Consider the following 6607-nt stretch of genomic DNA (forward strand, 5'->3'; position numbering starts at 1 on the left):
TTACGAGCAGCGTTGGTGAGAGGTGTTAGGCTCGCGGGGAATCGTTTGGGGACCACAAGCGAGTTGGTGTGAGCGTGGGGGATGAGGTGCCCGGTGGGTTCGCGTGGGGAAATGGGACAGATGGGTGCGTGCAAGCACGGCACGGGACAGATTGGTGCGTGCAAGCACGGCACGGGACAGATTGGTGCGTGCAAGCACGGCACCTTCGATTGGTGGGTGCGGTAAGGGGACTCGATTAGGGTTCGAGCACCATGATCTCGACGGATTTGAAATCGCAGGGATGGCTTTCCGATTGAAGCGAGATGGTGCCGCCGGAAAGCATTTTGCCACCGTTCTTTTTGATTAACTCGACGGAGTGTTGGTCACGATCATCCAGTTGAGGCTTGATGTACTGAAGGACCGTTTCGCCGTTGACGAGGTGACGGATTAACTCGTTGCCACGGACTTCCACTTCGGCCGTCACCCATTGTTCACCGTGATAGGTTTGACTGTCCGAGCCGGTGCAGTGAGGCAGGAAGAGCTTGCCGTCTTTGACAACGTTGGTCCCCGGCGTACAGAGGTTCGACGTGGTGCGTTCGTTTTTGCCGTCGCCACCGAGCAATTGAACTTCGATGGATGCCGGAAAGTCTTGGTCGACCGACATCGTCGCCGGCGATTCGCCATGCAGCATCAGGCCGCTGTTTCGCAATGCCCAGCCGGGACCACCTTTGGCTTGTTCGCCAACAAATCGATAAACGACTTTCAGGCGATAGTGCGAGAATGGCTTGTTGTAAAACAGGTGCCCGAAGCGTTCTTTGAATTCCGGATAAGACGCCTGGTCGTAGCGAACTTTTAACAGCCCGTCTTCGACTCGGAACGTCTTGCCGTAGTTGTCGCCGGTTTCGTGGAAGCGAATTTTGGGTGTCCAGCCGGTTAGGTCTTTACCGTTAAACAGCGACACCCATTCGCCGGATTCTTCGCCTTGGACTTGGACAGAGCCAAGGCAGACCAGCAATGCGACGGCAGCCAGTGTCGAAGACAAACGGCGGAGGGACGGGAAGTCTAGGGAACGGATCATGGTGAAATCAGCCTCGGCTGGCAATGGTTTCTGGTGCGGACGCGATGCGAGCATCAGGTGTTGTGAAGGTGACGATCGGTTGGTCGCTGTGGATCGTCGTCAGTGAGTGAGCGCCCAAGTCTAACTGGATTGTTTCGCTCTGTCAGTCATGGCTGTGATCGGTCCACCGATCGGGGTGAGATCAAACCAGCAAGGCGACCAGGAATACCGGGAGAATAACGCCACCGAGAGCGAACTTTCCCAGCGTGCCGTAGGTTTTGGAAAGGAAGGTGCTCTTGCCGATACTGACGTTTTCTTTCCATTGGCGACCGTCCGTCCACTCGCCCAGCATCGCCCCGCCAGCGGCTCCTAGGCCACCGAACAGCAAAGCCGCGATCACCGGGCCAATCACGGGGATGGGGATGCCGACAAAGGCACCCAGAAATGCTCCGGCGATCGAGCCGACTACGGAATAAACCGTGGACTTCAAACTGGCGCCCGCGTTTTTCGCACCCGCAGCAGCCGAGAGAAATTCAACCACTTCACCTGCAACGGCCAGCAGTCCACAGACGGCAAACACGATCCAACCAACGCTCAAGCGGCTGTCGGTTGGTCCCAGGATGACGTAGACCAGGATCATCAGCACAGCCAACCAGTTTCCCGGCAAGCCGACCAAGTTTGTCAGCCACGAAACCACCAGCATCAGCAACAGCGCGATCGCAACCAGGATCCAGCCGGTGGTTTGGGCCCAGGCAACCCAATCGACTTCAGCAACCAACATCAGGCTTACTTAGTGGTGTTAAAGAAGATGACCAAGTTCTTGGTCTGCCGAGCCGCCGCAACGATGTCAATTTTTCCATCATGATTCACGTCTGCTGCTTTGATGTCTTCAACGGCAACGCGAGCGTCACTGACAATGGTCTCACGCCACGCTTTGCCTTGCTGGTCCAGGGGCGTGAATAAGCGAATGCCAGGAACTCCCGGAGTATTCATCGCTCGCCAACCCACAACGATTTGGTCGGAGCCGACTCCTAGGTAATCTGCCACTGCCAGGGCGTGACCATCTTTGAGTTGATCGGACAGGACCTTCAGCGGTTCCCATCGGCCATTGCCTTCTGGTTGAACATAGACCGCAGCGCGATGTCCGTGTTTGGGTTCGACGGTCACGATGAAACGTTTGCCATTGGGAAGTTGGCCATCGCGAATCTCGCCAGCGAATTGATCGGTCAGTTGTGTCGCATTCCACTTGTTGCCGACACGATCAAAGTGCCACACGCCTTCTTTGGCGGCAACAATGATTTCTTCTTCGGGATCATCATCCCAGTTCACTGGATGGAAATTATGGGACAGGTGCAGGAAGTCACAGACGATCGTCTGTTTCCATGGCTGCGTAGGATCCTGTGGCCGTTGATAGGCCAGCAGTTTAAGCCCTGGACCATCGCCGTCCACGCTGCCTTTGCCTCGCAAGGGTTTGACCAGCAGTTGATAGGTTGCTTGGCCGCTTGCGTCCGTGCCGGTTTTTACCCAGTGCATCCGGTGCGTGCTGGGTTCATTGTGCAATCGAATGGGTTTCCAGGTTTGAGTGCGCTCGTTGGGTGCATCCAAGTAGAACACCGCGCCGTCTTTGACACTTTCACGATAGTTCCATTGACCGCCAACAGCGATCTCGCACTTGCCGTCACCATCGATGTCGCGAGCCGTGATGCAGACGTTGTCACGTTGGGTCAAGTTTTCGGCAAGGAGGTGTTTTTTCCAAGTGGGGTTCTCGTACCACTGGAAGGTCTTCTTGTCTGCCAGCACGATGTCAGTTTTTCCGTCACCATTGACGTCGGTGAGTTGCAAGCCATAGCCGACATCGATCTGATCAATCTCCGTGATGTCAAAGCGGAACTCTGGCGGCCCTTGGCCGTTTGACGCCCCCGCAAAGGGCAGCAGAAACAAGAGGGCAAGTGGAAGCGTCGAGGGAAGAACACGCATGGTAAAGCTGGGATGAGGGAGAGCGGGCGGGAGGAGCATCACTGGGCTGGCAGGTCGGTTTCAGCCGTTCCGTGGCAATCCGTTCAGCGTCCGAGGCTGGCGATCAGTCCCATGCTGGCAGTGAAACGCTGAAGGCATGGCGTTGGACGTCGCTGGGAAGCATCACCGATGCTGGGAAGCCTAGGTGGCGATGACCAGTATAGCCTGTCGGCGCGCTCAGTGAGCGCGTCAAGCGAGTTGCAGCGTGATTGGTTGCCGTTACGTTATTGGTCGCTGTTACGAAGGACCACCGTCAGCCCGAACACATCACGAAAGAGCCCCGACAATTGTTTGATGGCGACCTGTTCGATCGAGACATCTTGAATGCCTGGAAGCGTCATGAGCAGTTGCTTGGAAGTGACTTCGCAAACGACATCACGAACGCGTCCGGTCCGCGTGTCATCCAGTGCAGAGGCTAGGCGGAGGATTGCGGCCAGCTTGCTGACGACGATGCGGCGGTCGCGGTCAAGCGCCATGTATTCCGTGTGCGACGCTTGTGGTGAAGCGCGTCGATAGTAACGCGCGATCAGCCCCACCTGTAGCAGTTCTGTTTTCGAGAGACCAAAGATTTCGCTGTTTTTGATGATGTAGAGCGTGTGCTTGTGATGACTGCGGGTGTTGATCAGCATGCCGACTTCGTGGAGCAGGCTGGCCACATACAGCAGCACTTCGTGACGACCGCCCAGCTTGTGTTCGCCGGAAAGCTGCACGAAGAGTTTCTTGGCGAGTTCAGCAACCGTGCGGGCGTGCATTTCATCCATTTGAAAGCGTCGCCCCAGAGACAGAGCTGAGCGAACAATTTGGTTACGGAATTCATCGCTCCACGTGCCTTGACTGGCGATGTCTCGCAGCAGCCCATCGCGCAGGTTCATGTCGCTGACGTAAAGCTCGGTCAGCTTGATGTGCTTGGCAAACCGAACGTAGGCCAGCAGGGCTGGTCCGAGTGTTTGCGCTTGCACGAAGGTTGTTTGATAGCGTTTGACGATTGCTTCGGCGCTGAGCTGCAGGACATCGTCAGCCAAGTCTTCCAAGTCGGCGACCGAGATCTGAGACAAGGTTCCCGCTGGCGCCGGTGGGGGATCGTCGGCAAGGGTGGCAGCGTTTGAGTTGATCAGGCGGGCCGCAAAGCGAATGTCACCACCGATGGCGATCATGTTTAAGGGGGTGCCGGGGCGCGTGTATTCGCCCATCTGTGGGATCGTGCGATTGATCAAGTTTTCTAGCATCGCGCGGCGCTGATGGGCGCTCGTCCGGGCCAGTTCCGTCGATTGCTGCATGCGCAGCGAACCCAGGCGGAATGACTTGCTGGCCAAGACATTGCCACTGCGAACGACCAACACCTCGGTGCTGCCGCCGCCGACTTCCAAAATCATTGTCTTGCTGTTGGCCAGCGTGGGGTTGGGCAGCAATTGGGGTGTGATCCCCATGTAGGTGATGCGGTTGATCTCGGCTTCGTCGACCGGTTGAATCTCGAGTCCGGTTTCGATGAAGATTCGGTCGATGAAGGCCAGTTGATTGCTGGCCTCGCGGACCGCACTGGTGGCGACCACTCGAATGTCGTCGGTGTTGGTGATCCCGTATTCGGAAAGCACGCGTTGGTATTGATCAAGAATACTGACCACCTGTTCAATACTCTTGCGTGACAGTTTGCGAGCATAGAAAGTGTCACGGCCCAGTTGTACCGGTTGGACCAGGCGATCAAGTATTCGGACTTGTCCCTGTTGATCAATTTCCGCAATGGCCATACGGATCGCAGTGGCGCCGATGTCAATCACTGCGATGGGGCGGGCCAGCGGTGGTTCGGTAGATGGCGTGGTGGTTGGGGTCAATGGGTTCGCGTGCACGGGGCCAGCAGTGTGAGCGGTCGATGTTGGCTTGGATGTTGGCTTCGATCTTGGCGCTGCTTGTGACATGTTCAGTTCAGCGATGTTGAAGTGGATCTAGAAATCGGCGTCCTCGTCCTCATTATCATCGACTTCATCGAGGTCGGGGTGCATTGGATCGTCGGGGTCAAAGAATAAGTCCGCTAACCCCAGGGGAACTGCGTCACCGCCGAGGGTGCGGCGGCGGCGCTGCGACATCTGTTCCAAGTCCATGGCGTCTTCCCCCAGGCAATGCTTGAGGGCTTCCTGCCAAGCCTGATCACGGCTGAGTGGATGTTTCGGGTCTTGCGAAATTCGTTTTAACGCATAACGCAGAAGATTGATGCCGTCGCGCGGCGAGAATTCAAGTTTTAACGAATGTGATCGCTGCAAGAACTCCACCGTCATGGCCAGCATTTCCGGTTCGGCGAATGGCAGGTGGTATTGCAAGATCGCCATCTCGTCTTGCTTGTTGGGAAATCCCACTGGCAGCGTCGGTTGCAACCGACTCATGATGTAGTCGGGGATCTCGAATGTTGACTCATCTTGATTCATCGTCACCGCTGCGCGGAAGCTTGGGTTGGCATCAATGGTGATGCCCGCGACGATGGATTCGACATAACGCCGGTTGTCAAACAAAGGTGCCAGGGACGCCCAGGATTTTTCATTCATCCGGTTGCCTTCGTCCAAAATGCACACGCCGCCAACGAGCATCGCGGTGACCAGCGGTGAGGCGTGATAGGCGATCTTGCCATCCTGGCTTAGCACGGGCGTGACCAGCAAGTCTTCGGGGCGCGTGTCGGCGGTGCATTGATAGATGAACAGCGGTCGCTCGTGAGCCATCGCGGCGGCAATTCCCAGTTGCGTCTTGCCAACACCGGGGGCACCGACCAGGCGCGGCGTGAGAGGCAAGTCGGTTTGGTCCAATGAGATCCAACAGGCCAGCAGTTGCTGCAAGACTTCGTCCTGGCCGATCCAGCGGGCAACGCCCACGTGCGGCTTGGCAAGCTTCAAACGCACCCCATCGACCTCCAGATGCGTTGGCAGCGCTGGGGTGTCGTCTGGTGATGACTGATCGGTGGAGGAAGGTGGTACTGTCATGCGTTCAGTGGATGCTCCGAAAAGCTCGGAGGGGAATCGGTGTTGCGCTAGTTGGAAACAGCTAGCAGCACGGTTCGCTCGGCGTGAATCTCCCGCAGCGACGGGAGTGAATTGGCAAGCAAAGGGTGTTAGTCAGTCTGTATTCTAGCGTTTCCTGGCTGGTTGTCGTGTACCGCCCCATGGAAAAGCATTGGGCAGGTAGCAGCTAGCCCATCGACGGGGATTTTGGGGTCTGAGCGGTGCAAATCCGCTGTGGCGTGTTGCATTGGCCGTTAGGCCCGGTGTTTTTGCTGCAACAGTCCGCGTGGCGAAACCGTGGCAAACGTCAATGCGGCTGATGGGATTCGTTGCCTGAACTCTCCCGCAAGCGGGAGGGTTTTGCTGATAGGGGGTGGCGAATGGCAAAACAGTAGGTCGCCGTGCTTGCACGCACCAATAAACTTCACTCTCCCGCTTGCGGGAGAGTCGAGCGTAAGCGAGGTGAGGGGAGTGCCGGGATAAAACCGGATTGAGATAGGGAATGAAAGTGTCCTACGTAGAAAGTCTAGCCAACTGCTATGGCCTCCATCGGAGGTGCAGAGAGGGTAACCGA

At 56.8% G+C, this 6607-nt stretch carries 6 protein-coding genes; all 6 read right to left on the bottom strand.

Annotation, left to right across the window (positions count from 1 at the left end; translation table 11 throughout):
* The 6 genes from SV7mr_RS09555 to SV7mr_RS09580 all read right to left on the bottom strand — a co-directional run bounded on the left by SV7mr_RS09555 (window position 1) and on the right by SV7mr_RS09580 (window position 6015).
* Window positions 1-330 carry a pentapeptide repeat-containing protein gene (locus SV7mr_RS09555; protein ID WP_145271426.1) on the bottom strand — a complete coding sequence of 110 codons (330 nt, stop codon included), beginning with the start codon at window positions 328-330 and terminating at the stop codon, window positions 1-3.
* Window positions 236-1057 (bottom strand): 3-keto-disaccharide hydrolase, encoded by an 822-nt coding sequence (locus SV7mr_RS09560; protein ID WP_145271428.1) that lies wholly within the window; start codon window positions 1055-1057, stop codon window positions 236-238. Before SV7mr_RS09560 ends, SV7mr_RS09555 begins: the two co-directional genes overlap by 95 nt.
* 181 nt (window positions 1058-1238) lie before the next feature.
* Window positions 1239-1817, bottom strand: coding sequence for a DUF456 domain-containing protein (locus SV7mr_RS09565; RefSeq protein WP_145271430.1), 579 nt, complete (start codon window positions 1815-1817; stop codon window positions 1239-1241).
* A gap of 5 nt (window positions 1818-1822) precedes the next feature.
* Window positions 1823-3013: an FG-GAP repeat domain-containing protein gene (locus SV7mr_RS09570; RefSeq protein ID WP_419188324.1), complete on the bottom strand. Its 1191-nt coding sequence runs from the start codon at window positions 3011-3013 to the stop codon at window positions 1823-1825.
* A 263-nt stretch (window positions 3014-3276) separates the two neighbouring features.
* On the bottom strand, window positions 3277-4965 hold the full coding sequence (locus tag SV7mr_RS09575) for a Ppx/GppA phosphatase family protein (RefSeq protein WP_145271434.1): 1689 nt from the start codon (window positions 4963-4965) through the stop codon (window positions 3277-3279).
* A 27-nt stretch (window positions 4966-4992) separates the two neighbouring features.
* Entirely contained in the window at window positions 4993-6015 is a 1023-nt protein-coding gene (locus SV7mr_RS09580) for an AAA family ATPase (protein ID WP_145271436.1), read from the bottom strand.
* Window positions 6016-6607 lie beyond the last annotated feature (592 nt).

Origin of the sequence: Stieleria bergensis (genome assembly GCA_007745635.1) — a bacterium.
Taxonomy (GTDB): Bacteria; Planctomycetota; Planctomycetia; order Pirellulales; family Pirellulaceae; genus Stieleria; species Stieleria bergensis.